This is a genomic window from Nonomuraea sp. NPDC049378 (assembly GCF_055586745.1).
Genome location: NZ_JBVJHP010000009.1, coordinates 167,298 through 191,798, shown reverse-complemented (window position 1 = coordinate 191,798; position 24,501 = coordinate 167,298). Strand labels below are relative to the sequence as shown.

Annotated in this window: 20 protein-coding genes; 9 read left to right on the top strand and 11 right to left on the bottom strand. The window is 71.9% G+C overall.

The features are described from left to right. Positions 1-154 precede the first annotated feature (154 nt). On the top strand, positions 155-883 hold the full coding sequence (locus tag ACZ6SA_RS21075; RefSeq protein ID WP_465829713.1) for an aggregation-promoting factor C-terminal-like domain-containing protein: 729 nt from the start codon (positions 155-157) through the stop codon (positions 881-883). 70 nt (positions 884-953) lie between these two features. Continuing rightward, positions 954-2,951: a glycosyltransferase family 2 protein gene (locus ACZ6SA_RS21070; RefSeq protein WP_465829711.1), complete on the top strand. Its 1,998-nt coding sequence runs from the start codon at positions 954-956 to the stop codon at positions 2,949-2,951. On the opposite strand, the gene ACZ6SA_RS21065 is transcribed toward ACZ6SA_RS21070, so the two are convergent. From ACZ6SA_RS21065 to ACZ6SA_RS21055, 3 genes are read right to left on the bottom strand one after another with little or no spacing between them, the layout of a single operon-like run. After that, positions 2,941-4,227, bottom strand: a complete 1,287-nt coding sequence (locus tag ACZ6SA_RS21065; RefSeq protein WP_465829709.1) for an MFS transporter — start codon at positions 4,225-4,227, stop codon at positions 2,941-2,943. The genes ACZ6SA_RS21070 and ACZ6SA_RS21065 overlap by 11 nt on opposite strands. Positions 4,228-4,282: 55 nt before the next feature. After that, positions 4,283-6,151, bottom strand: coding sequence for a helix-turn-helix domain-containing protein (locus ACZ6SA_RS21060; RefSeq protein ID WP_465829707.1), 1,869 nt, complete (start codon positions 6,149-6,151; stop codon positions 4,283-4,285). Then, the gene (locus ACZ6SA_RS21055; protein ID WP_443152321.1) at positions 6,148-6,900 is read right to left on the bottom strand and encodes a 3-hydroxybutyrate dehydrogenase; all 753 of its coding nucleotides are present in this window, start codon (positions 6,898-6,900) and stop codon (positions 6,148-6,150) included. The genes ACZ6SA_RS21060 and ACZ6SA_RS21055 overlap by 4 nt, the downstream gene beginning before the upstream one ends. A gap of 241 nt (positions 6,901-7,141) precedes the next feature. Between ACZ6SA_RS21055 and trpD the strand changes: the two genes are divergently transcribed. Then, a complete protein-coding gene (trpD, locus tag ACZ6SA_RS21050; RefSeq protein ID WP_465829705.1) occupies positions 7,142-8,305 on the top strand; it encodes an anthranilate phosphoribosyltransferase in 1,164 nt (387 codons plus the stop codon). Here the strand turns inward: trpD and ACZ6SA_RS21045 are convergent. From ACZ6SA_RS21045 to ACZ6SA_RS21035, 3 genes are read right to left on the bottom strand one after another with little or no spacing between them, the layout of a single operon-like run. Further along, complete coding sequence (locus ACZ6SA_RS21045) at positions 8,302-9,687, bottom strand: class II fumarate hydratase (RefSeq protein ID WP_443152323.1); 1,386 nt, start codon at positions 9,685-9,687, stop codon at positions 8,302-8,304. The two genes, trpD and ACZ6SA_RS21045, sit on opposite strands and share 4 nt — an antisense overlap. A gap of 49 nt (positions 9,688-9,736) precedes the next feature. Further along, positions 9,737-12,073 (bottom strand): serine/threonine-protein kinase, encoded by a 2,337-nt coding sequence (locus ACZ6SA_RS21040; protein WP_465829703.1) that lies wholly within the window; start codon positions 12,071-12,073, stop codon positions 9,737-9,739. Between the two features lie 35 nt (positions 12,074-12,108). Beyond that, positions 12,109-13,218: a serine/threonine-protein kinase gene (locus ACZ6SA_RS21035; protein ID WP_443152325.1), complete on the bottom strand. Its 1,110-nt coding sequence runs from the start codon at positions 13,216-13,218 to the stop codon at positions 12,109-12,111. Positions 13,219-13,973: 755 nt separating this feature from the next. Here ACZ6SA_RS21035 and ACZ6SA_RS21030 point away from each other — a divergent pair. Further along, positions 13,974-14,162, top strand: coding sequence for a DUF5999 family protein (locus tag ACZ6SA_RS21030; protein WP_347623292.1), 189 nt, complete (start codon positions 13,974-13,976; stop codon positions 14,160-14,162). A 141-nt stretch (positions 14,163-14,303) separates the two neighbouring features. On the opposite strand, the gene ACZ6SA_RS21025 is transcribed toward ACZ6SA_RS21030, so the two are convergent. Continuing rightward, positions 14,304-15,956, bottom strand: a complete 1,653-nt coding sequence (locus ACZ6SA_RS21025) for a fumarate hydratase (RefSeq protein WP_465829991.1) — start codon at positions 15,954-15,956, stop codon at positions 14,304-14,306. 45 nt (positions 15,957-16,001) lie between these two features. Continuing rightward, complete coding sequence (locus ACZ6SA_RS21020) at positions 16,002-16,877, bottom strand: DMT family transporter (RefSeq protein WP_347646302.1); 876 nt, start codon at positions 16,875-16,877, stop codon at positions 16,002-16,004. A 68-nt stretch (positions 16,878-16,945) separates the two neighbouring features. Here ACZ6SA_RS21020 and pdxR point away from each other — a divergent pair, with 68 nt between their 5' ends. The 3 genes from pdxR to ACZ6SA_RS21005 are packed head-to-tail and all read left to right on the top strand — an operon-like array spanning position 16,946 to position 20,129. After that, positions 16,946-18,337, top strand: coding sequence for a MocR-like pyridoxine biosynthesis transcription factor PdxR (gene pdxR, locus ACZ6SA_RS21015; RefSeq protein WP_465829700.1), 1,392 nt, complete (start codon positions 16,946-16,948; stop codon positions 18,335-18,337). Between the two features lie 50 nt (positions 18,338-18,387). Continuing rightward, positions 18,388-19,323 carry a Gfo/Idh/MocA family protein gene (locus tag ACZ6SA_RS21010; RefSeq protein WP_465829698.1) on the top strand — a complete coding sequence of 312 codons (936 nt, stop codon included), beginning with the start codon at positions 18,388-18,390 and terminating at the stop codon, positions 19,321-19,323. Continuing rightward, the gene (locus ACZ6SA_RS21005; RefSeq protein ID WP_465829696.1) at positions 19,323-20,129 is read left to right on the top strand and encodes a TIM barrel protein; all 807 of its coding nucleotides are present in this window, start codon (positions 19,323-19,325) and stop codon (positions 20,127-20,129) included. The genes ACZ6SA_RS21010 and ACZ6SA_RS21005 overlap by 1 nt, the downstream gene beginning before the upstream one ends. On the opposite strand, the gene ACZ6SA_RS21000 is transcribed toward ACZ6SA_RS21005, so the two are convergent. After that, a complete protein-coding gene (locus ACZ6SA_RS21000) occupies positions 20,099-21,280 on the bottom strand; it encodes an MFS transporter (RefSeq protein ID WP_465829694.1) in 1,182 nt (393 codons plus the stop codon). The genes ACZ6SA_RS21005 and ACZ6SA_RS21000 overlap by 31 nt on opposite strands. Positions 21,281-21,305: 25 nt before the next feature. Next, complete coding sequence (locus tag ACZ6SA_RS20995) at positions 21,306-21,995, bottom strand: DUF998 domain-containing protein (RefSeq protein WP_465829692.1); 690 nt, start codon at positions 21,993-21,995, stop codon at positions 21,306-21,308. A gap of 216 nt (positions 21,996-22,211) precedes the next feature. On the opposite strand from ACZ6SA_RS20995, the gene ACZ6SA_RS20990 reads away from it, so the two are divergent. After that, positions 22,212-22,862, top strand: coding sequence for a DUF1707 SHOCT-like domain-containing protein (locus ACZ6SA_RS20990; RefSeq protein WP_347646308.1), 651 nt, complete (start codon positions 22,212-22,214; stop codon positions 22,860-22,862). A 30-nt stretch (positions 22,863-22,892) separates the two neighbouring features. Here the strand turns inward: ACZ6SA_RS20990 and glpX are convergent, their stop codons facing one another. Further along, positions 22,893-23,927 (bottom strand): class II fructose-bisphosphatase, encoded by a 1,035-nt coding sequence (gene glpX, locus ACZ6SA_RS20985; RefSeq protein WP_443152333.1) that lies wholly within the window; start codon positions 23,925-23,927, stop codon positions 22,893-22,895. A gap of 229 nt (positions 23,928-24,156) precedes the next feature. On the opposite strand from glpX, the gene ACZ6SA_RS20980 reads away from it, so the two are divergent. Continuing rightward, positions 24,157-24,501 (top strand): TetR/AcrR family transcriptional regulator (locus ACZ6SA_RS20980; protein ID WP_465829689.1); only part of this gene is annotated, 345 nt, incomplete at its 3' end.

Here is a 24,501-nt window from a genome sequence, read left to right as displayed (position 1 = left end):
GAGCCCGTGTTCGCACCTGTGGCTGCAAAGGTGTGAGGAATGTCACACTGATCGGGAAACTCCACGCTAACCCGACAGTTAGCCAAACTTACGCCAAGCGATTCCCGCGTTTCGGTTGCGGACCACCCCCCAGGACAGGGCAAGCTCGTGGACCGTGAGCCCCGGTCCGCAGTTGAGCGAGCGCCCTCGCGAGCGCCACCCGAAGGATGCCCCTCCCTCGGCGCGGCGGCGTTCGCGTGTCACGCCGAAGCGCGTCATCATCATCGCCGTCACGCTGGTGATCGTCTTCGGCGGCGGTGGCTTCGTCGCCTACCGCGCCGTCCAGAACGCCAACAGGCCGCAGCAGGCCGCGCTCTCCGTCGACGACTTCGCCAAGCTGGCCGGCGGTGACCTGTCGGCACCCGACCCCGAGACCGACGCGCTGAAGAACGCCGCCGAGCAGGCCTACCGCGCCGACCAGCTGAAGAAGGGCCGCTCGGGCAAGGGCAAGGACAAGGACTTCGACTGGGTCGTCCCCGAGCGGGCCCCCGGCGGTGACGGGTTCCCCGCCGCGAACTTCCCGCCGGGCAGCACCCCCTCGCCGGGCAGCAACAAGGCCACCGCCAAGTCCATGCTCGCCGCCAGCGGCTGGGGCAACGACCAGTGGGGCTGCCTGGAGCGGCTCTGGCAGAAGGAGAGCGGCTGGAACGAGCGGGCGATGAACCGCTACTCCGGCGCGTACGGCATCCCGCAGTCGCTGCCGGGCACCAAGATGGCCAGCGCGGGTGCCGACTGGCAGACCAACGCCGCCACCCAGATCAAGTGGGGCCTCGGCTACATCAAGGGCCGCTACGGCACACCGTGCGGCGCCTGGGCCCATTCACAGTCGGTGGGCTGGTACTAACAGGTCAACTTTCCTCCTCTAATCAGCAAGTCGCCGCGTCCGATCGGGTATATCGGCGCACGCTGGCCGCATGGGTGTGAAGGTCAGTGTGATCGTCGTTGTCTGCAATCCGGGTGATACCGCCGACGCGTGCATCCGCTCCGCGCTGGAGCAGACGATGCCCGCGGACGACTACGAAGTGATCTTCGTCGACGACGGATCGTCCGACGGCATCGGGGAACGGCTGGACACCATCGCCTCGGCCCGCCCCAACGTCCGCGCGCTGCACCTGCCGCACACGGGTACGCCGATGCGCGGCCGAAACGTCGGCCTGGCCGCGGCCACCGGCGACTACGTCTACTTTCTCGACCAGGGCGACCGCCTCGAACGTGACGCGATCGCCCGCATGCACGACCGCGCGATGGAGACCGACGCCGACGTGCTGATCGGCCGGCTGGTCCGCGACTACGGGTCGCCGATGGCCGCGTTCGAGCGCAGCACCGCCCGCGCCGACGTCCTGCGCGACAAGCTGCTCACCCTGCTCCTGCCGCAGCAGCTCTACCGGCGCACCTTTCTGGAGCAGCACGAGCTCGGCTTCCCCGTGCCCGGCGGGCTGATGGGGGAGCAGGCGTTCGTGATGCGGGCGTACCTGCACGCCAAGTCCATCGCCGTGCTGGCCGAGCACGTCTGCTGCCACCTCGGGCGGCGCCCCGTCGCCGAGGACGAGCCGCGGGCGATCGTGAAGGAACTGCACGCGCTGCTCGACGACATCGACACCTACGTCGGCGAGGGCCGCCAGCGCGAGCGCATGTACGCCCACTGGTTCCGCTCCGTCGTCCTGCGCCCGCTGCTGACCAGCAAGTTCGCCGACTCATCCGTCGACCGCGGCATGCACTTCCGGGTGGTCCAGGAGCTGGTGTTCCAGCGCTTCCCCGAGCGGCTCGACATCTACCTGCCCGTTCAGATGCGCGTGGTGGCCGCGTACGTGCGCACGGGACGCCTGGACCAGATCGTGCTCCTGTCCAACTCCACCAGGCGGGCGGGCCTGCGCTCCGACCTGACCGAGGTGCGCTGGGACGCCCAGGTCCTGGTGCTCGGGCTGACCGTGGAGGTGCACGGCGGCGACGGCACACCCGACAGGTACCGTGCCGACGGCGACCGCCTGCACTGGATCCCGCCGCGCTCGATCGACACGAAACGCCTGCCGGAGAGCGTCACCGACGTCACGGACGCGGTCGAGCGGGCGCGCATCGAGGTCTACGTCCGGCACACCGAGACGGGGCTCGTGCACTTCCTGCCGCTGACCCAGCACGTGGAGCGCGTCCAGGACGGCCGCCGCCGCTTCCGCGTGCAGATCAAGGGCGAGGCCAGGCTCGACGTCACCAGCGCCGCGCTCGGCGAACCGCTCAGGCCGGGGCAGTGGGAGGTGCACGTACGCATGTTCGGCGGCGCCAACCAGGCCAGGAGCCGCGTCAGCCGCGCCAAGGGGCCGCTCAACTGCCTGGGCGTGCTGGCCCAGCGGCCCAGGATGCGGCTGGTGGTGCCGTGCTGGACCGACCAGGGTGAGCTGGGCCTGGTCATCGAGCCGCGTTCGTTCTCGGAGTCGATCGCCCTCGTGTCCCCTGGCGTGTCGGTCAGGCACCTCGACGGCCACCTGTACGTCGTCCTGCCGGTGCCGTACGTGCCGCCCAGCGGAGGGCCGCCGCTGGAGCTGGTGCTGCGCAGCACCGGGCGGCGTGCCCGCGAGGTGTGCGCTCCCGCGCTGGTCGAAGCCGGCGTGCCGGGCAGGTTCGCCGGGCAGCTCGTGGCCAAGCTGCCGGTCAAGCGCATCATGCCGGAAGACGACCACTTCGGCCCCGGCACCTGGTTGTCGTCGCTGCGCTCGTCGGACGGGGAGTTCGGGCTCAGGTTCGCGCTGGAGATGCGCAGGGGCCGGGTCGAGGTGCGCCCGGCCGCCGCGGCCGACCCCGAGCGCCGCTCGCCCATGGGCCGCGACACGCTGCTGCACCGGATCGGCCGGCGGCTGCCCGGCGCGCGCCACATGGTCCGGCTGGCGCGCGCGGGCGGCCACCGGTACCTCAAGGAGTGACCCTGCCCTGCGGCCTGGGCTCGGCCAGGTCGCTGCCCCGGGTCTCGCGCGCGGCGTAGACGGAGACGAGGGTGAGCACCGCCGCCAGGCCGAGGTAGACCGAGATCGGCACGCTGCTCGCGTACTCTCGCAGCAGCGCGACCGCGATGATCGGCGCCAGCGCGCCGGCCACGATCGCCGAGAGCTGCGCCCCGATGGACACGCCGGTGTAGCGCGTCCTCGTGGCGAACAGCTCCGAGAAGAAGGCCGCCTGCGGGCCGTACATCATGCCGTGGAAGAGCAGGCCGACGGTGACGGCGAGGGTGATCGCCAGGAAGTTGCCCGTGTCCACGAGCGGGAAGAACGCGAAGATCCACACCCCGATCCCGGCGGCGCCCGCCAGGTAGGTGGGGCGGCGGCCGACGCGGTCGGACAACGCGCCCCACATCGGGATCGTCGCGAAATGGATGGCCGAGGCGATCAGCACCGCGGTCAGCACCGTGGAATTGTCGATCTGCATCTGCTTGGCGTACGTGATGACGAAGACGGTCAGGAGGTAGAAGGAGATGTTCTCCGCCAGGCGGGCGCCGATCGCGATGATCACGTCCTTCCAGTGGTGGCGGAGCACGCCCACGATCGGCGCCCGTTCCTCCGGCTCGGCCTGCTGGAACACCGGCGACTCGCTGATCGACAGCCGGATCCACAACCCGACCAGCACCAGCGCGCCCGACAGCAGGAACGGCACCCGCCAGCCCCACGACAGGAACGCCTCGTCCGACTGCCAGGCGGCCAGCGCCGCCAGCACGCCGGTGGCCAGCAGGTTGCCGCCGGGGGCGCCGGCCTGCGGCCACGACGCCCAGAAGCCGCGCCGCTTGTTGTCGCCGTGCTCGGAGACGATCAGCACCGCGCCGCCCCACTCGCCCCCGAGTGCGAAGCCCTGCACCAGGCGCAGCCCCGTCAGCAGCAGCGCCGCGGCCGGGCCTAGGGTCTCGTACGTCGGCAGGCAGCCGATCAGGAACGTCGCCGTGCCCATCATCAGCAGGCTGACGACCAGCAGCGTCTTGCGGCCCAGCCGGTCGCCGTAATGGCCGAAGACCAGGCCGCCGAGCGGGCGGGCGACGAACCCGACGGCGTAGGTGAGGAACGCCAGCAGGGTGCCGGTCAGTGGATCGGAGCCGGGGAAGAAGAGCTGATTGAACACGAGGGCGGCTGCCGAGCCGTAGAGGAAGAAGTCGTACCACTCGATGGTGGTGCCGACCAGGCTCGCGGCGACGACCTTTTTGATGGAAGTGGCCATGCCGGTCACGGTAGGGAGTGACCGGCGTCACTCATATGGCGTCGGAACCTACAGTCTACGTGGTCGATGTGTGGCCGAGCCGGTGCAAGCGGAGCGCGAGCTGGATCTCGAGCGCGCGTCCCGGCTCCATCCAGCCCTCGCCGAGCAGCTTGCCGACCCGGTCGAGCCGCTGCGTGACGGTGTTGACGTGGATGTGCATGGCCTCGGCCGTACGCGATGGTGACCCGCCCGAGCCGAAGTAGGCGGACAACGTGTCGACGAGCGCGGTGCCCCTGCGAGCGTCGTACTCGATCACCGCGCCGAGCGTCGAGTCCACGAAACCGCGCACGTCACGGCCGTCGCCGACGAGCAGGCCGACGAAGCCCAGCTCGGCCGCGCTCGCGCCGTCGCCCGCCCGGCCGAGCGCGATGAGCGCCTCCGCGCACCGCCGCGCCTCCTGGTAGGCCCTGGCGACGTGCTGAGCCCCGGGCGGCTCCCTGCCCTCACCCGGCATGGCGGACGCGCCCGCCGTGGCCGGGCTCTGCAGGGACGCGCTCAGCTCGGCGGCCACCCGCTGCGCGGCGCCGCCCGCGTCGGCGCCCGGCAGCAGCAGCACGACCTCGTCGCCGCGCCCGGCGGCCAGCCCGTGCCGCATCGTGGCCTGCGACGACGCCCAGAACGCGGCCCGTTCGCGCTGCCCCGCGTGCTTGGCCACCACGACGACGTGCGGCGCGCCGAGATCGACGCCGAGCCGGTGCGCCCGGTCGGCCAGCCCGGGGGAGCCGGGCCGCGCGATCAGGTCGTCGAGCAGCTCGCCCCTGACCCGCCCCTCGGCCTCCGCCACGCTCCGGCGGAACAGCAGCAGCAGCGCGCACACGAGGGCCGCCCGCTCCAGGATTCGCTCGTCGGCGTCGTCGCTGCGCAGGACCAGCGTGCACAGCGGCTCGCCGCCGACGTCCACCGACGCGATCAGCAGGTCGCCCCTGCGCACGGTACGGCCCAGCGCCCTCGACGCCTGCGCGGCCTCGAACACCTCCTGGTCGAGCTCCCCGACGTCTCCGGTGAGCGCCCGGCCCAGGTCGTCCAGCACCGCCAGCGAGCCGCCGAGCACGTCGGTCACCACCGCCGCGACGTCCTCGATCCCGCCGCCGCGCAGCACCAGCGAGGTCATCCTGTCGTGCGCCAGCGCGGCCCGCTCCACGGCCTCACCGTGCGCCCTCGCCGTCCGGTGGGCCTGCGAGAGCTCCTCCAGCGCGTTCCTCGTCTCCTGCAGCAGCCTGGCGTTGTCGATGGCCACCGCGGCGTGCGCCGCCAGGCTGGCCAGCAGCGACACCTCCTCCTGGTGGAACGGCCGCGCGCTGCGGTTGGCCGCCATCAGCACGCCGATCACCCGCTGCCCCAGCCGCAGCGGCACGCCCAGGATCGCGACCAGGCCCTCCTCCGTGACGGCCTCGTCGATGTCGTCCTTGTGCCGGAACCTCGCGTCGGCGAAATAGTCGGCCGTCGAGTACGGGACCGCCGTCTGCGCCACCAGGCCGCCCAGACCCGACCCCATGGCCAGCCGCAGCGCACGGAACTTCGCCGAGATCGACCCGTCGGTGACCCGCATGTACGTGTCGCCCCGGTCTGGATCGTGCAGCGTCATGTACGCGATGTCGGTGGCCAGCAACTGCCTCGCCCGGTGCACGATGGCCTCGAGCACGGCGTCGAGGTCGCGCAGCGCGGCCAGGTCGCCGGCCGTGTCGTACAGCGCCGACAGCTCGGCCTCCCGCCTGGCGCGCCTCTTGAGCAGGTCGCGCACCTTCAGCGCCTCGACCTTGGCCTGTTCGAGCTCCACGATCGTGGCCGGGTCCGCGCCCGCGGCCCTCGCCGCGATGATCGGACCCTCGAACTCGACCGCCGACGCCTCCCTGGCCAGCAGTTCGAGGAAGGTGGCGCCGGTCACCTGGCCGTCCAGCCGCCGTCCACGGGGAGCGACACGCCGGTGATGAACGCCCCGCCGGGCCCGCACAGGTAGGCGACCAGCTCGGCCACCTCCTCCGGCTCGATCAGCCGCTTGATCGCGGCCGGCTGGAGCATGATGTCCGTCACCACCTCGTCGGGCGCGATGCCGTGCACCCTGGCCTGGTCGGCGATCTGCGCCTCGACCAGCCCGGTGCGGACGTAGGCGGGGCAGACGCACGTCGAGGTCACCCCATGGGCCGCCCCTTCGAGCGCGACCACCTTGGAGAAGCCCTCCAGCCCGTGCTTGGCCACGGTGTAGGCCGATTTGTACGGGGAGGCCCGCAACCCGTGGACGGACGAGATGTTCACGAACCGGCCCCAGCCCCTGGCGTACATGCCGGGCAGCACCTCGCGCGCGATCAGGAACGGCGCCTCGACCATGACCCTGAGCATCGCCGAGAACACCTCCGGCGGAAACTCCTCGACCGGCGCGACGTGCTGGAACCCCGCGTTGTTGACCACGATGTCGACGGGCTCGCCGGGCAGCGCGGCCACGAAGCCGGGCTCGCTCAGATCGGCCACGACGGCCACGCCGCCGATCTCGTCGGCGACCTCCTTGGCGGGCTCGGCCCGCAGATCGACGACCAGCACCCTGGCTCCCGCCGCGGCCAGCCGCCGGGCGCAGGCCGCCCCGATGCCGCCGCCCGCACCCGTGACCAGCGCGGTCCGCCCCGTCAGCTCCTTCGCCATATCCCTTTACCTTAGGCGCTCGCCGCGCCCAGGCGCATGGGTGCATGAGACATAGAACAGTGTCGTCTTATGTGGCCGACGAGGTCTGCTATGTTGGATCGCATGATCGCGTATTCGTTCCTGTGGTGGCCCGCCTCCTAGGCGGACCTTCCAGCGCATACGCACACGGCCGCCTCGACGAGGTGGCCGCACTCATGTCGCACGCGCCCCCGTCGAGCACTGACGAAAAGGGACGCTCACCATGACCGGCACCACCACGCCCGGCACCGCGACCGCGCAGACAACCGGGCAGACAACCGGGCAGACAACCGGGCAGACAACCGGGCAGACAACCGGGCAGACGACTGGGCAGACGACTGGGGCCACCACCTGGCCGCAGCTGCTCACCCTGCTGCTCGACGGCGTGTCACTCACCTCGCGCCAGGCCGCCTGGGCCATGGACCAGATCATGTCGGGCGCGGCCACGGACGCGCAGATCGCCGCGCTCGCCGTGGCGCTGCGGGCCAAGGGCGAGAGCGTGGCGGAGGTGTCAGGGCTGGCCGACGGCATGCTGTCGCGATCGGCCGCCATCAGGGTGTCCGGCGACCCGGTCGACCTCGTCGGCACCGGCGGCGACCGCGCCAACACCGTCAACATCTCCACCATGGCCGCCGTCGTGGCCGCCGCCGCGGGCGCGAAGGTGGTCAAGCACGGAGGTCGGGCCGCCTCCTCCATGGCCGGCGCCGCGGACGTCCTGGAAGAGCTCGGCGTGGTCGTCGACCTGCCGCCCGGCGCCGTGGTCGCGATCGCGGAGGAGGTGGGCATCACGTTCTGCTTCGCGCCGGCGTTCAACCCGGCGCTGAAACGCACCTCCGGACCGCGCCGCGAGCTGGGCGTGCCGACGGTCTTCAACTTCCTGGCCCCGCTCACCAACCCCGCACTGCCCGCCGCTCAGGCTGTCGGCGTCTTCCACCCGGCGATGGCGCCGGTCATCGCGGGCGTCCTGGCCGAACGCGGCGGCTCGTCCCTCGTCTTCCGCGGCGACGACGGGCTCGACGAGCTCACCACGTGCGGCCCTTCGACGATCTGGGTCGTACGGCGCGGCACGGTGACGCGGACCGCCTTCGACCCCGCCGACCTGTCGATCCCGCGGGCTCGCCCTGACGACCTGCGCGGCGGCGACGCCCGGCACAACGCGGCGGTGGCCCGCGCCGTCCTCGCGGGAGAGCCGGGCCCCGTACGAGACGTCGTGCTGATCAACGCGGCCGCCGCCGTGGTCGCCGCCGGCGGGGTGCCGCCGGCCGCCGAGCTCACCGCCGCCCTCGCCGCCGCCCGCAAGCGGGCCGCCGACGCCGTCGACTCCGGCGCCGCCGCGGCCCTGCTCACCCGCTGGGCGCAGGCCACGCAGCGGGCGCGGCCGTCCTAGGGACGGGTCATCGACAGAACGTCGAGCGCGGCGTCCAGCTGCTCCTCCGTCAGGGTGCCGTCGGCCACGTGGCCGCGCTCGATGACGACCTCGCGGATCGTCTTCCGCTCCGCCAGCGCCTGCTTGGCGATCTTGGCCGCCTCCTCGTAACCGACGTACCGGTTCAGAGGGGTGACGATCGACGGGGACGACTCGGCGTACTCGCGCAGGCGCTCCACGTTCGCCGTGATGCCGGACACGCAGCGGTCGGCGAGCAGCCGCGAGACGTTGCCCAGCAACCTGACCGACTCCAGCACGTTGCGGGCGATGACCGGCAGCTGCACGTTCAGCTCGAAGTTCCCTGACGCGCCGGCGAACGTGATCGCCGCGTCGTTGCCGATGACCTGCGCCGCGACCATGCCCGCGGCCTCGGGGATGACCGGGTTGACCTTGCCCGGCATGATGGACGAGCCGGGCTGCAGGTCGGGCAGGTTGATCTCGCCGAGCCCGGCGCGCGGGCCGGAGCCCATCCAGCGGAGATCGTTCGCGATCTTGTTCAGCGAGACGGCGACCACCTTGAGCTGCCCTGACAGCTCGACGATCGAGTCCTGCGCGCTCTGGGCCTCGAAATGGTCCCTGGCCTCCAGGAACGGGATGCCGGTCGCCTCGCGCAACTTCTCGATCGCCACCTGGGCGAACCCGGCGGGGGTGTTGATGCCCGTGCCCACGGCGGTGCCGCCCAGAGGCAGCTCCAGCACGTGCTCCAGAGCCGCGGTGACGCGTACGACACCGTGCTCGATCTGCGTGGCGTACCCCCCGAACTCCTGGCCCAGCGTCACCGGGGTCGCGTCCATCAGATGGGTGCGCCCCGACTTCACCACGCCCTCGAACTCGATCGCCTTCGCCCGCAGCGCCTCCGCCAGATGCCGCAGCGAGGGCAGCAGGTGGTAGGTCACCTCGGTCGCCGCCGCCACGTGGATCGACGTGGGGAAGACGTCGTTGGACGACTGGGAGGCGTTCACGTGGTCGTTGGGGTGCACGGGCCGGCCCAGCCGCTCCTCGGCGAGCGTCGCGATCACCTCGTTGGCGTTCATGTTGGACGAGGTGCCCGAGCCGGTCTGGAAGACGTCGATCGGGAAGTGGGCGTCGTGCTCGTTCTCGGCCACGTCGGCGGCGGCCTGCGCGATCGCCTCGGCCATGTCCTTCTCGATCACGCCGAGCTCGCCGTTGACCTCCGCCGCCACGGCCTTGATCAGGGCCAGCGCGGCGATGTGGGACGGCTCGATCGGCCGCCCGGAAACCGGGAAATTCTCCACCGCCCGCTGGGTCTGCGCGCGCCACCGTGCTCCCGCGGGCACACGAACCTCGCCCATCGAGTCATGTTCGATCCTGAACTCGCTCATGACTTCAGTCTGGCTCACGGATCCGGGGCCGCCGGGAAGCGCCCCACGTTCAGCTCGAGATGAGGGCCACGATCAGGATGGCGATCACCACGGCCGCGGCGGCGGCGACCGCCATGAGCACCAGCATGCCGTTGCGGTTGCCCTCGGATCGCTGCTCCGGCTGGCCGGCGATGGCGAACAGGTCGGTGCCCAGCCCGCCCTGCCCCCCTGCGGACCCCCTGCCCTGCGGCACCGGCGGCTGCTGCCGCGAGCCGGGCTCCTGGTCGGTCGGCGGGTAGACCTGCTGGCCCGGCGACCCGCCCTTCGGGATGCGCGTGGTCATGAACGCGCCCTCGTCACCCTGCCCCGGGGGCGGCGTGCCCTGCTCGGGAGCCGAGGGGAAGGGGCCCTTGGGCCGCGAGATGCTGACCGTGCGCTCCGGATCGAACCCCGCCTCGGGGGACGCGGTCCCGGGCGCACCGCCCTGCGGCCCGGCGCCGCCCGCGGTGTTCCCCTGCGCACCCAGGCGCTGCTCACCCTGCGGGCGCCCGATGCTCTGCGGAACGGTGGGCGCGTTGGAACTCCGCACCGGCGCTCCGGCCCCGTACGGCCCGGCCCCCTGCCCGCCAGGCCCCTGGTTCCCGGGCCCCTGCCCGCCAGGCCCGTTCCCCTGCCCTCCGGGACCCTGGTTCCCGGGCCCGTGACCGCCGGGTCCTTGCCCACCGGGTCCTTGCCCACCGGGTCCCTGTGCTCCGGGGCCCTGCGCTCGGGGTCCCTGCCCGCCGGGTCCCTGGCCACCGGGCCCGGGTCCGCCCTGGCCTTGCCCGCCGGGGCCGTTTCCTGGGCCGCCGGGCCCGCCGGGTCCTTGTCCGCCGGGGCCGTTCCCTGGGCCGCCGGGTCCCTGGCCACCGGGTCCGCCAGCGCCCTGCCTTCCGCCGGGACCGCCGGGACCGCCGGGACCGCCACCCGCGCCCGGTGCCGGGCCGGGCCTGCCGCCCATCGGATTTGTGGCACCGGGGCCCTGCCCAGGTGCTCCGGACCCGCCCGGTCCTTGCCCGGAGCGGCCCTGCTCGTGTCCTGGGCCGCCGAAGGCGCCCTGCGGACCCGGCGCGCCTTGCCCCGGACCGGGTGTGGTGAAGGCGTTCGGACCTGGCGTGGACGGGCCGGAGTGGCCCTGCCCCGGTCCGCCGGTCCCACCCGGCCCGCTGAACGCCCCCCGCGGCGCCGGACCGCCCGGCCCGTACGCGGGGCCTCCGGGACCCTGCCCGGATCCCCCAGGTCCCTGCCCGGATCCCCCAGGTCCCTGCCCGGATCCCCCAGGTCCCTGCCCGACCCCTCCAGGAGCTTGCCCGGGCCCCCCGGGACGCTGCCCGTGACCCCCCGGACCCTGGCCGGGGCCGCCCTGGCCCTGGGGCGCTCCCGGTCCGCCAGGCGCGTGTCCTGGCCCGCGCCCGCCCGGGCCGGCACCCTGGCCACCAGGGCCGGGCGCCTGGTCGGCGGGGGTCTTCTGGGCAGTGAACGGATCGGGCAAAGCGGCCTCCTGCGCCTTAAGAGCCTCGGCCGTGAGCACCGGCATCTCGCTCGTGGGGGTGTCGGCGACCATGCGCAGCAGGGTCTCCGCCTTGGCAGCGCCGAGACGCTGCCGATAGTCCTTGTTCAGCAGCCCGTTCAGCACGGGACGGAGCCGCCCCGCCTGCGTGGGCGGGTCGGCGCTCTCGGTGAGCAGTGCCGCCAGCGTCTCAGCGACCGTGGACCGTTCGTACGCCGGCCGCCCCTCGACCGCGAAGTAGAGCGTGGCCCCGAGCGCCCAGATGTCGGACTCGGGCCCGGTGTAGTCGCCCCTGGCACGTTCCGGGGCGGTGTAACCGGGGGAGCCGATCACCATGCCCGTCTTCGTGAGCCGGGAGTCGCCCTCGGCCTTGGCGATGCCGAAGTCGGTCAGCACCACGCGCCCGCTCTCGGTGATGAGCACGTTGGCGGGCTTGACGTCGCGGTGGGTGATGCCCTGGGCGTGCGCGGCGCGCAGCGCGCCGAGCAGGTCGACGCCGATCTCGGCCACGAGCCGGGGCGGCAGCGGACCCTCCTCGTCGATCACCTGCTCCAGCGAGCGGGCCTCGATGAGCTCCATGATGATCCACGGGCTGTCGTCGTGGATGATCACGTCGTGGATGGAGGCCACGGACGGGTGGTTGATCCGGGAGGCGATGCGGCCCTCGCGGACCATGCGTTCGCGCAGCTCCGTCCGTTGTTCCTCGGTGAGCACCGGGTCCTGGCGGATCTCCTTGACCGCCACCTCGCGCCCGAGCGCGCGGTCGCGTGCGCGCCACACGGTGCCCATGGTGCCCCGGCCGAGCGGGGTGATGAGCTCGTAGCGCTCCGCGAGCAGGCGTGTCTGCTGTTCCGGCATGAGAAGAAGATATCGATTCTCGCTTGGGAAGTGCTTTACCCTCGCTTGCGAAGTTCTCTTGGCCAGAACCGCCGAGGAAGGCACAACTTTATCACCGTCGCTTTCAAACGGGCATAAGCCGACGGCGACGGCCGCGCTTCAACGCGCTTCCTGTGCACACCCTCGCCGGGTTTGCGTTCCTGCCTCGGCGCGGGCACGGTGACGGTCTGGGTCTCGGCGCGGTGCAGCCCGCGATGCGCGGGCCTGCGTGTGAAAGACGGCGGCGTGAGGGCCGGCACCGGGCGTGCGGATCTGGGCTTGCGCGGGGTCAGCGGCTCCTCCGCCGAGCCTCCCGCGGCCACCCTGGCCAGCATCAGCGAGGCGCGTACGGAGTCGAGCCTGGTCTGCGGGTCGATCCGCAGGAGCGCGTCGAGCACGGGGGCCAGCGGGCCGGCCTTGCTCATCGGGATCGGCTCGCCGCTGGTCAGCGCCGCGAGCGCGGCGGCGGCCGTACGGCGGCCGTGCAGGCCCCTGCCCTCGACGGCGGTGTAGAGGGTCGCCCCGAGCGACCACAGATCGCCCGCGGGGCTGGCCTTGGAGCCGAGCACCCGCTCCGGCGCGATGTAACCGGCGGACCCCAACACGATGCCCGCCTGGGTAATGGAAACGTCACCTTCGAGTGCGGCCAGGCCGAAGTCGGTGAGCACCGCGCGGTCCTCGGTCACGAGCACGTTGCTCGGCTTGACGTCGCGGTGGAGGATGCCTTTCGCGTGCACCGCGCGCAGCGCGCCGAGGATCTGCCGGCCGATCTCGGCGGCCCTGCGCGGGGGGAGCGGCCCGCGCTCCTGGATGAGCTGCTCCAGAGACCTGGCACGGAGCAGCTCCATCACGATCCATGGCCGGTCGTCCTCGGTGACCACGTCGAACACGGTGATGACCGAGGGGTGGGTGACCATGGCGGTCGCCCTGCCCTCGCGCTCCGTGCGGGCGCACAACTCGGCGCGCAACTCCTCATCGAGCACGGTCGGCAGGCGTACTTCCTTGACCGCCACGTCGCGGTCGAGCAGCTCGTCATGCGCCCGCCAAACGGTGCCCATGCCGCCACGACCAACCGGCTCCATGAGCCGGTAGCGCGCGGCGAGTAGGTAACCGGAGGGCGCACGCATGCCTGGCAGCTTACCTATTTGTGTAAACCGACCAGTAGAGGCGTGGCCGATAAAATGTTGCGAAGTTAAGTCAAGTGGCCTGACTCGTCACGTCGGCAAACCTCGTGGTCCACGTCATCCCTGTTGATGAGGCCCCACAGTTTCTCGACGTGCACGTTCCGATAGCCGGCTTCTCCGCCGTGAACGGCCGAGCTCGCAGTTCCTCGCTCTCGTCCTCGTCTCGCCGGCGTCGACGGTCCGGTCCGCGTCGGGCGGCGTGACTCTCTGCCCAGCCCGCCTCCTCACACTCGAAGGGCCGGCGAGCGGCGCCCACCGACGAGATCATCCGCTGCGGGAAGCGTGTTCGCGCAGCTCGCCGGGGTAAGTGTGCCCATCGGCACACTCTTGTCGCCGATATCGGCGGATGATGCCTGGGAGGGAATGTCAGCCGGTCAACTCGCTCGCTTACGGGCGTCTAGGGGGCGCCGTCAGCGGGTTGTAAGGGTCCCGAAAGCGGGCGGGGGCATGGTAAAGCCATGAGGGAGGGCCAAGTCCTGGGCCACCGGAAATGTCGGAGCCGAGCGTCAGACTGGAGGCACAGGCCGAAGTCCTCCCACCGATGCCAGATCGTTGAAGGACGTGATGGAGATGCGCCAGACCCAGGTTCGCCGCCGGCCGAAGAAGCCGGCCGGAACCGGCCTGGACCTTCGCACGCCGTCCGGGCGCCTGCTGCCCTATTGAGACCACGACCAGGAGCGCTATCTGAGAGGTGCGCGATGTGCAGTCACCACCCCGTTTGCCCCAGTGCCGACTCGCCCGACCGTGAGGCGTCGCACGTGATCGCTTCCCACCCTGACCAGGGGTGGAGCCTGCTCTGCAACGGCGTCGTGCTGTTCGACGACACCGGCCTGCTGCTGCCCGACGGCTCCGTCGTGGCACCGCACCGGGCACCGGTGGCCGCGTGACCGCCCACCTCCGGCCGGAGCCGCCGCGCCAGGCACCCGCCGGCGCCTGACCGCGGCTCCTCAACCCCCCGGGCCGCCGGCGCCCCGCGGTCGCCGGCATCCGCCCGCCGGCGACCCCCCGCGCGGAACCCCTCGCCGCCGTCAGCGGCGGCCGATGGACAGGACCGGGCCCGTCCTGTCGGTGAAGAAGTCGTCGCCCTTGTCGTCCACGACGATGAACGCGGGGAAGTCGACCACCTCGATCTTCCACACGGCCTCCATCCCGAGCTCGGGATATTCGAGCAGCTCGACCTTCTTGATGCAGTCCTGCGCCAGCCTGGCCGCGGGGCCGCCGATGGAGCCGAGATAGAAGCCGCCGTGCTGCTCGCACGCCTCGGTGACCTGCTTGGACCGGTTGCCCTTGGCCAGCATCACCATCGACCCGCCGGCCGCCTGGAAACGCCCGACGTACGAGTCCATGCGCCCGGCCGTCGTCGGCCCGAACGAGCCGGAGGCGTAACCGTCGGGGGTCTTGGCCGGCCCGGCGTAGTAGACGGCGTGGTTCTTGAGGTATTCCGGCATCTCGCCGCCGTTGTCGAGCAGTTCGGCGATCTTGGCGTGGGCGATGTCGCGGGCGACCACGAGCGGTCCAGTGAGGGAAAGCCGCGTCTTGACCGGAAATTTCGTCAGCTGGGCGAGGATCTCGGGCATGGGCCGGTTGAGGTCGACCTGGACCACGTCGTCCGAGAGGTGCTCGTCGGTGGTCTCCGGCAGGAACCGCGCCGGGTCGGTCTCCAACTGCTCCAGGAACACGCCCTCCGGCGTGATCTTGGCCAGCGCCTGCCGGTCGGCGGAGCAGGACACGGCGATGGCCACGGGGCAGGAGGCGCCGTGCCTGGGCAGGCGGATGACGCGCACGTCGTGGCAGAAGTACTTGCCGCCGAACTGCGCCCCGATGCCCAGCTTCTGGGTCAGCTCGAAGACCTTGGCCTCCATCTCGAGGTCCCGGAAACCGTGCCCGGACGGCGAACCCTCGGTGGGGATCGAGTCGAGGTAGCGGGCGCTGGCGTATTTGGCGGTCTTGAGCGCGTATTCGGCGGACGTGCCGCCGACGACGATCGCCAGATGGTAGGGAGGGCAGGCGGCCGTTCCCAGCGAGCGGATCTTCTCCTCCAGGAAGGCCAGCATGCGCTTCTCGTTGAGCACGGCCTTGGTCTCCTGGTACAGGAACGACTTGTTGGCCGAGCCGCCGCCCTTGGCCATGAACAGCAGTTTGTACTCGTCGGGGTGGCCGTGGGGGTCCTCGGCGTACAGCTCGATCTGGGCGGGCAGGTTGTCGCCGGTGTTCTTCTCCTCCCACATGCTCAGCGGAGCCATCTGGGAGTAACGCAGGTTGAGCCGGGTGTAGGCGTCGTAGACGCCCCGCGAGACGTGCTCGGCGTCGCGCCCGTCGGTCAGCACGTGGCGCCCGCGCTTGCCCATGACGATCGCGGTGCCGGTGTCCTGGCACATGGGGAGCACGCCGCCGGCCGAGATGGAGGCGTTCTTCAGCAGGTCGAGCGCGACGAAGCGGTCGTTGCCGCTGGACTCGGGGTCATCGACGATCTTGCGCAGCTGGGCGAGGTGGGAGGTTCGCAGGAAATGGGAGATGTCGTGGATCGCCGTCTCGGTCAGCAGCCGCAGCGCCTCCGGCTCGACCTCGAGGAACGTACGCCCGGCCGCCTCGACCTTCCGCACCCCCTCCGTGGTGATCAGCCGATATTCGGTCTCGTCGGCTCCCAGCGGCAGCAGGTCGGTGTAGTCGAACTCGCCCATGTCCATCCTTTCGGTCACCCAAGAGGTTAACGGGTGACCCGGGCTTCACGCCTCGGAGACGGCCGCCTGCGCTCGCGCCCGCGACCGGCCCGCGGTGAGGCCGAGCGTGATGCCGGCGATCACCAGCCCGGCTCCGAGCAGGTCGTACGCCGTCGGCATGGCGATCCCGAGCACCGCCCCCGTGACGATCGCGCCGACCGGGATGAGACCGGCGAACAGCCCGGCCAGCCCGGGGCCCAGCCGGGGCAGCGCGGAATACCACAGGAAGAAGGCTCCGACGGTCACCACGATCGCCAGGTAGGCCAGCCCCAGCCCTTCGGCCACGGTCGGCGTACGCACCATGTCGGGCCCTTCGTAGGCCAGCCCGACCAGGGCCAGCATGGGCACCGCGAGCGCCGTCGAGTACGCCGCCACCCTGATCGCGCCCAGCTTCGGCAGCAGGGGGATGGCCAGCAGGGAGAAGCTCAGCTCGCCCACGAGCGCGCCGAGGGCCCAGAGCAGGCCGGGCAGGTTGCCGCTGCCGAGGCCGGTGGCCAGGGTCGCCCCTGCCACCACCACGCACGCTCCGACGAGCACCCGTGGCGCGGGCCGCCCGCCGGCCAGCGCGAGCCAGAGCGGCACGGTGCCCAGGATGGTGCCGACCAGCGCGGGCCCGGAATCGTTGGTGGACTCGATCACGCAGACGTTGAAGACCACCAGACCGAGCAGGGTGAGCCCGGCGAGGCACAGGCCCTCCCGCAGCGTCAGCCGGAGGAGGCGCAGGCCGAGTATTCGCGTGATGACGAGCAGGATGACGGCGGCCACGAGGTAGCGCACCGCCTGCCCGCCGTAGATGGGGTAGTCGCCGATGAGGCCGGAGACGCCCGCCAGCGTCCCGACCAGGAACATGGCGGAGGCCGCGCCCACGATGCCGTGTCTCATGTGCGGGATGCTAGGAGAACGATGGTTCGGGAAAACAGTCCAATACCGCGCTGGGGCAGAGGACCAATATGGCAGATCTCCACATCCAGATAGATCGAGACCATGGAGGGATCGCTGGTCAGATCGCCTCCGAACTGCGCGATGCCATCAGGGGCAGCCGGCTCGCCCCCGGCACCCGCCTGCCCGCGACCCGCGAGCTCGCCACCGACCTCCAGGTCTCCAGGGGCGTGGTGGTGGAGGCGTACGAGCAACTCGTCGCCGAAGGGTTCCTGGTCTCCCACGTGGGCGTCGGCACCCGGGTCACCCCGGCGCCGGCCGCCGGAGCAGCACCCTGGCAGCGTGCGGCGACGCCGGCCCGGCCCGCCTCGGACACCCCCGCGCCGTACTACGGTCATCGTCCCACCTCTCCTGACCTGGGCCACTTCCCCCGTGAACGCTGGCTCGCGGCGGTCAGGCACGTCCTGGCCACCGTACCCTCGGACGCCCTCGACTACGGGGACCCTGGCGGCGTGCCTGAGTTGCGGGAAGAGCTGGCCGGCTACCTCAGGAGGGTCAGGGCGGCCGACGCGCGCCCGGAGAACCTCATCATCGTCGGCGGCGTGGCGCAGGGGCTGAGTCTCGTGCTCCACGTGCTGTCCCGGCGGCGCGCGCTCCGGCTCGCCGTGGAGGACCCGACGAGCCACCGCCAGGCGCCCCTGCTCAGGAGAGCGGGCGCGCACCTCGTCCCGGTGCCCGTGGACGAGGAGGGCCTCGACGTGCGCAGCTTGAGCGGTGACGCGGTGCTGGTGACGCCGGCCCACCAGTTCCCGACCGGTGTGGTGCTCTCCCCGTCCCGCAGGGCCGCGCTGATGGAGTGGGTCCACGTGGGCGACCGGGTGATCCTGGAGGACGACTACGACGCCGAGTTCCGCTTCGACCGCGACCCCGTCGGCTGCCTGCAGGGCCTGGCGCCCGACCGCGTGATCCTTTCGGGCAGCGTCAGCAAGGCGCTCGCGCCCGGCCTGCGCCTGGGCTGGGTGGCCGCGCCGCCCGACCTGGCCGAGGACGTGCGCCGGGCCAGGGGCGAGCTCGACCTGGGCTCGCCGGTCATCGAGCAGTACGCGCTGGCGCACTTCCTGCGCACCGGCGGCTACGACAAGCACCTGCGCCGCATGCGCAGGGAATACCGCCGCCGCAGGGACTCCCTGGTCAGGGCGCTGGCCCGCGAGCTTCCCGAGATCAGCGTCAGGGGCATCGACGCGGGCCTGCACGTCTACCTGGAGTTGCCGGACGGCTGGGACGAGCCGCGGACGGCGCGGGTGGCGCGGGAGCTGGGGTTGTCCGCCGAGCCTGTGGGCCCCATGCGCCGGTCGCCAGGGAAGCCGGCGGTGGTGGTGGGGTTCGCGCGGCTGCCCGGTCACAAGGCCGCCGAGGCCGTCCGAGGCTTAAAAGTAAGTATGTCAGGACATGCTATGGATTAAAGGTTTCATATCCGCCTGGGCGGAGGCTCCGGCGGGGACGGGAGACGTTCATGCGTGTGGGACTGTTCGGGCTGGGCCGGATCGGGGCCTTCCACGCCGCGACCATGGCCGCCCATCCGCTGGTGGACGAGCTGATCGTGGCCGATCCCGTGCGGACGTCCCCGTACGGCAGGCCAGGAGACCCCTTCGAGTCGGACGCCGTGGTCATCGCCACCCCGACCAGCACCCACGCCGAGCTGATCGTCCGAGCCTGCGCACTCGGCATCCCGGTGTTCTGCGAGAAGCCGGTCGCGGGCACGGTGGCCGAGACCGTCAAGGTGCTGGAGGCGCGCGCGGGCAACCGGGTGCACGTCGGGTTCCAGCGCCGGTTCGACCCCGGGTACGCGGCCGCCGCGGGGGCCGTGCGCGACGGCGAGCTGGGGGAGCTGCACCGGGTCCACCTGGTCACGGCCGACCCCGCGCCGCCGCCCGCCGCGTACATCCCGCTGTCCGGGGGCATCTTCCGCGACTGCCACGTCCACGACTTCGACGCCCTGCGCTGGGTGACCGGCCGCGAGGTGGTGTCCGTCTACGCGCGGGGCGCCAACCGCGGCGCCGCGTTCTTCGCCGAGGCGGGCGACGTGGACACCAGCGCCGCGCTGCTCACGCTGGACGACGGCACGCTGGCCACCCTGCAGGGCTCGCGCTACAACGGCGGCGGGTACGACGTGCGCATGGAACTCGCGGGCACCCGCCGCACCCAGGCGGTGGGGCTCGGCCCGCGCGCCCCGCTCCACACGACCGAGGGCAAGCGGGAACCGGACGATCCCTGGCCCGACTTCGTGACCCGCTTCGCGACCGCGTACCGCGACGAGATCGACTGCTTCCTCCGCGGCGGCCAGGGCCTCTGCTCGATCGAGGACGCCTTGGAGGCCCTGTACATCGCCGAGGCCGCCGACCTGTCGTTGCGCGAAGGCCGTCCCGTCGACGTGGCGGAGGTGCGGTGATGAAGCTCGCGGGAGCGCCCATCTCGTGGGGCGTGTGCGAGGTCCCCGGCTGGGGCCACCAACTTCCGCCCGACCGGGTGTTGTCCGAGATGTGCGAGCTCGGCCTCACCGCGACCGAGCTGGGCCCTCAGGGTTTCCTGACGCCCGGTCTCATCGAGCGGTACGGCCTGCGCCTGGCCGGCGCCTTCGTGCCCGTCGTGCTCCACGACCCGGGCCACGACCCGCTGCCGGGCCTGCCGGAGGACGGGCTGCTCGTGCTGGCCGCCGCCACGGGCGACGACGGCTACGACACGCGCCCCGAGCTCGACGCCGCCGGCTGGGCCACGCTGCTGGGCAACCTCGACCGGATCGCCGCCGCGCTCGGCCCCCGAGCGGTCCTGCACCCGCACGTGGGCACCATGGTCGAGAGCCGGGCCGAGGTCGAGCGGGTGCTGGAGGGCAGCTCGGTGCCGCTCTGCCTGGACACCGGTCACCTGCTGGTCGGCGGCACCGACCCGGCCGCCCTGGTCGAGGCGGCGGCGTCGCGGATAGCGCACGTGCATCTCAAGGACGTCGACGCCCGCCTCGCCGCCCGGGTCGCCGCCGGGACGCTGCCCTACACGCAGGCGGTGCGCGAGGGCGTCTACCGCCCGCTCGGCCAGGGCGACGTGGACATCGAGGCCATCATCACCGGCCTGACCAGGAGCGGCTACGACGGCTGGTACGTCATGGAGCAGGACGTCATCCTGTCCGGCCCTGACGACCGGCCGGTCGAGGACGTGCGGCGGAGCCTCGTCTACCTCGACGGGGTGGTGGGCGCGGGCTGACCGGTGCGGCTCCTGGGTTCGAAGCCGGGCGCGAGCACGATGATCGCGGCCGCCAGCACCAGCGGCGCGGCGAACGCCGCCCGCATGTCCGCGGCGTCCGCGATGCCGCCCACCAGGGCCGCGCCCACGATGAAGCCGACGTAGTTGAAGAGGTTCACCCTGGCGATGGCGACCCCGGTGCCCGACGGGTCGAGCCGGCCGGCCGCCGAGAACGACTGCGGCGCCACCACCGACAGCCCGACCCCGGTCAGCCCGAACGCCGCGATGCCGAGCGGCTGGTTCGGGGCCAGGACGACGCCGAGGAAACCGGCGGTGGCGATCACGCCGCCGATCCTGACGATGGCGGCGGGGCCGTACCTGCGGACGGCGAGGTCGCCGCCGAGCCTGACGGCCAGCGTGGTCGCCTGGTAGGCCACGTAGGCCAGCGGGATCACGCGCGGGCCCGCCGCCAGCACGTCCTTCATGAACACGGTGTTGAAGTTGGACACGGCGGCGTCGCCGACGTACAGGAAGCCCATGGCCAGGCAGAGGGGCACGATCGGCCGCCAGGGGAAACGGCCGGGGGTGGTCCCTGGGGTGGCCGCGGCCTTCTCCTCGTCCGGCGCGCACAGGCCGGGGCCCGCGTAGAGGGAGCCGGCCAGCGCGAACACCATCGGGATCGCCATGATGAGCGGCAGCGGGAGATCGGCGGCCACCGACGCCCATAACGCTCCGGCCATGCCGAACGCGCTCCACACGCAGTGGAAGCCGTTGAGCACCTGGACGCCGTACCTGCGCTCGACCGCCACGCCCTGCATGTTGATGCCCGCGTCGACCGCGCCCACGGCCAGGCCGAACACCAGCAGCACCGGCACCAGCAGCGGCACGCTCGGCGCGACCCCGGCCAGCACCACGGCGGCGGCCACCACCGGCTGGGCGGCCCGCAGCAGGACCCTGCTGCCGTGGCGGGCGGCGAACGCCCCCGCCGCCACGCTGCCGACCCCCGCGAAGACGGGAACGATCAGCAGGAGGAGCGTCAGCGTGCCCTCGTCGAGCTCGTGCTTGTCCTGCAGGGCGGCGACCTGGATGAGGAGCGAGGCGAACGACAGGCCCTGCACGGCGTAGACGACGTACGTGGCGAGCCGGGCCTGGCGATCACGCGAGGACGGCACGGCGGCCTCCTGATCGGGGGGTGGATCAAACGTGAGGCGGAGTCAGGTTAGCCGCAGAACCAGCCGTTCCGCCAGCACGCAGACCGGATTTCAGCGACCGGTTCCCCGGAGTGGCCGCCCACACGCCGAGCGCCAGCAGCGCCGCCACCTCCGTGACGGCCAGGCCGCGCTCCACCAGCCCGAGAGGCATGACCCGATACCACGGCAGGCCGTTGCGCGTGCCGACGAACACCACCGTGCCGATGCCCACCACCCACAACACCGAGCAGACCCCGAGCCCGAACGCCACCAGCGTGGCCCGCGACCGCTCGCGGCGCCGCCACGGCCCGGCGATGAGCACGACCGCGAGCGGCAGGCACAGGAAGGCCAAGAAACTGCCCACCCGGTGGATGCTCCCGCTCACGCTCGGCCCCACCGACCAGTCGTGCTTCTCGAACCAGGCCGTCATGAGCAGGCCGACGCTCCACCCCATGAGCGCCACGGTGCCGAGAAGACCGGCCAGCTTCCTGCGCGCCAGGGACACCCCGATGCCCACGGACCCCGCCGCCAGCAGACCCACGGCGAACCCGAAGATCCAGCCGTCGGGGCCCAGGCCGTGCTCGCTGATGGTCCGCCTGATCGGGTTCATCTCGTCGAGGCTGGACACCTCCAGGCCGAGGATGACCGCAATGCCCGCGCCTGCCGCGCCGAGACCCCACCGCGCCGGTTGATGCACGCGCACACACCTCCTACGCCTGATCAACGGCCGGGGGCGCGCACGGATTCCGCGCGGGGCGAACTTCTCGCGGCTCGCCCCCGGGGCGCCGCCTTCCGCCACGCCGAGACGAACGAGGACCTGGCCGGGGAGATCGTCGCCTTCCCGGCGCGAATCGGCTGACGCGGACCGGTTCGGGACGAGCGCATCCAGCGAGCGCCAGATATCGTCAGAAGTGTGAACGAACGCGCTGGATCGTGGTTGCCCAAGCTGCAGGAAGTGGGAGAGCGGCTGGCCGAGGAGTGGGTGTCGGCCCGCCGCCCGCCGGCGTCCGGCGACGCACCGCAGCCGCACGAGCTACGCGCGTCCGACGCCGACCGGGAGCGCATCGCCCAGGTCCTCCAGGACGCCCACGCCGACGGCCGGCTCTCCCTGGAGGAGCTGGAGGAACGGCTCGGCGTGCTCTACTCCTCGCGCACGCTCGGCGAGCTGGCCTCGCTCACCGCCGACCTGCTGCCCGCCGAGGACCAGCCGCTCAACCTCGACGACCGTCCGGTGTCGGCCATCTTCAAGAAGGAGCAGCGCGGCGGGCGCTGGGTCGTGCCCGCCGAGCTCGCCGTGACGGCCATGTTCGGCACGACCAAACTCGACTTCCGTGACGCGATCCTGCAGAACCGGCGGATCATCATCAACGCCACCCTCGTCTTCGGCGGGCTGGAGATCCACGTGCCCGAAGGGCTCGAGGTGATCAGGGTCGCCAGGGACAAGACCGTCCGGCTGACCAAGCAGCCGACGGAGCCGGGCGGGCCCGTCGTCGAGGTGCGCACGACCAACTTCGCCGGCGAGGTCAAGGTCAAGGAGCCACCCCGCCGCAAGCGCCGCCGCTGACCGCGCCCCATCGGCGCCGGGCCCGCCGCCTCAGCCCGCGGTGTCGAAGTTGATCGCGCTGTACGCGCGCAGCTTCCAGAGCTGGTGCTCGCTCTCGATCTTGCGGATCGTCCCCGACCGGCCTCGCATGACCAGCGATTCCGTCACCGCCGAGCCGGCCCTGAACCGCACGCCCTGCATGAGCTCGCCGTGCGTGATGCCGGTCGCCGCGAAGAACACGTCGTCCGACCTGACCAGGTCGTTGGTGGTGAGCACCTGGCCGAGATCGTGCCCGGCGTCGACCGCCCTGCTCCGCTCGGCGTCGTCGCGGGGCCAGAGCCGGCCCTGGATCACGCCGCCCAGGCACTTGAGCGCGCACGCCGCCACGATGCCCTCGGGCGTGCCCCCGATGCCCAGCATCAGGTCGATGTTCGTACCGGAACGGGCCGCCATGATCGCGCCGGCCACGTCACCGTCGGTGATGAACTTGATCCGCGCGCCCGTCTCCCTGATCTCCTTGACCAGCCGCTCATGCCTGGGCCGGTCGAGCACCACCACGGTCACGTCGGACGGCGAGCAGTGCTTGGCCTTGGCCACCGCGTTGATGTTCGCGGACACGGGGGCCTCGATGTCGACCACGCCGGCCGCCTCGGGGCCGGTGACCAGCTTCTCCATGTAGAACACCGCGGACGGGTCGTACATCGAGCCGCGCTCGCTCACGGCGATCACCGACACCGCGTCGGGCATGCCCAGCGCCGTCAGCCTGGTGCCGTCGATGGGGTCGACGGCCACGTCGCAGGCCGGGCCGCTGCCGGCGCCGACCTGCTCGCCGTTGAACAACATCGGGGCGTGGTCCTTCTCGCCCTCGCCGATGACCACCACGCCGTTCATCGACACCGTGTTGATCAGCTGGCGCATGGCATTCACCGCCGCGCCGTCGGCGCCGTTCTTGTCTCCCCGGCCGACCCAGCGGGCCGCCGCCATCGCGGCGGCCTCCGTGACCCGGACGAGCTCCATCGCCAGGTTGCGATCGGGGGCGTGCTCGCCCGTGGCGAGCTGGGCCGGTACGGACGTCTCGTCGGACATGATGCGTGGCCTCCTCGTGGAACCTCTACGTCGATCGTAGTTGCCGCCATATTCCCGCTCAGGGCGGGATAATCTGCCCTGTCGACATTGCTCCTCTGCCCAGAAGCGGGGAGAAGGCGGCCTCGGTAAGCTTCGACTGGTCGTTCTGCCTGCCGGAGAACGGGTCCCGCGCCGGAGGTCCCGCCTCCGCCGTGGAGCAGGATGGCGCCTCGCCGTGGAGGAGATCCGAATGAGCGATGTGGAAAACGTGGTGGCCCAGTCGCGCACGTCCGAGCGGGGCGCGGCCACACGCAGCTCGCTGCTGGCCGCAGCCAGGGAGGTCTTCGTCTCCAAGGGCTTCGCGGAGGCGGGCGTGACCGACGTGGTGGCCAGGGCGGAGGCCAGCGTGGGCAGCCTCTACCACCACTTCTCCGGCAAGGCCGACCTCTACCTCACGTTGTGGGAGGAGTTCCAGGCCGGGCTGTCGCAGCGCACCAAGCTGGCCGCCCGCGCGGCCCGGGGGGGGGGGGGGGGGGGGAAGACGCGCGGGGTTGGTGGCGTCGCGCACCCCCCCTCTCGGGGGTTGCTTGAAGAG